Annotated in this window: 1 protein-coding gene; it reads right to left on the reverse strand. The window is 40.6% G+C overall.

All coding sequences use genetic code 11. The annotated features are described in order from the left end of the window. Positions 1-753 carry a ZIP family metal transporter gene (locus EUBHAL_RS09715; protein WP_005348762.1) on the reverse strand — a complete coding sequence of 251 codons (753 nt, stop codon included), beginning with the start codon at positions 751-753 and terminating at the stop codon, positions 1-3. Positions 754-821 lie beyond the last annotated feature (68 nt).

The following is an 821-nucleotide window of genomic DNA, read 5'->3' on the forward strand; positions in this document are numbered from 1 at the left end:
CTATCCCAATGCTACATCAAGCGTCAGCATTAGTGTAAATCCAAAGGAAAATAATATCGTTCCAATATTGCTGTGTTTTCCAGCAGACATTTCCGGGATAAGTTCTTCCACTACAACATAGAACATTGCCCCTGCCGCAAAACTTAAAAAGTATGGCAGAAGCGGAACGATAAGGCTTGCTGCCCAGACAGTAAACACCGCCGCCACTGGCTCTACTGCCCCGGAAAGTACTCCATAAATAAAGGCTCTCTTTTTTGACATTCCTTCTGTACAAAGTGGCAGAGAAATAATCGCTCCTTCCGGGAAGTTTTGAATAGCGATTCCTAATGCGAGGGAAAATGCTCCGATTTCCGTGATATGCTCTGCCCCACTTAACAGTCCTGCATAAATAACACCAACTGCCATACCTTCTGGAATATTATGAAGAGTCACTGCCAGAAGCAGCTTATTTTTACATTTTTCATCAATACATTCTGGTGGTGCAAAATAGTCGATTGCCATTAAAAATAAAATTCCAATCCAAAAACCAATTACTGCTGGAAGGAACTTCCACATACCAAGCGAAGCCCCCTGTTCAAGTGCCGGAAGAAGAAGACTCCAGATAGAAGCCGCCACCATCACACCTGCTGCAAATCCAGTTAATGCTTTCTGCATTCCTTTACTAAGTTCATTTTTTAAGAAAAATACACAAAAAGCACCCAATGTCGTCCCTAAAAAGGGAACACTGATGCCCTTTACTATATCTATAATCATAAAATGTCTCCAAGACCATATTTGTTCTACTATTTAAATATGTCCTCAAAACAAAATGTTTCTTGTTA

The sequence above is a fragment of the Anaerobutyricum hallii DSM 3353 genome, assembly GCF_000173975.1.
GTDB lineage: Bacteria > Bacillota > Clostridia > Lachnospirales > Lachnospiraceae > Anaerobutyricum > Anaerobutyricum hallii.

What these genes read in the sequence shown, in the direction of transcription:
- EUBHAL_RS09715 (WP_005348762.1), bottom strand. Translation starts at nt 753, where the DNA reads ATGATTATAGATATAGTAAAGGGCATCAGTGTTCCCTTTTTAGGGACG.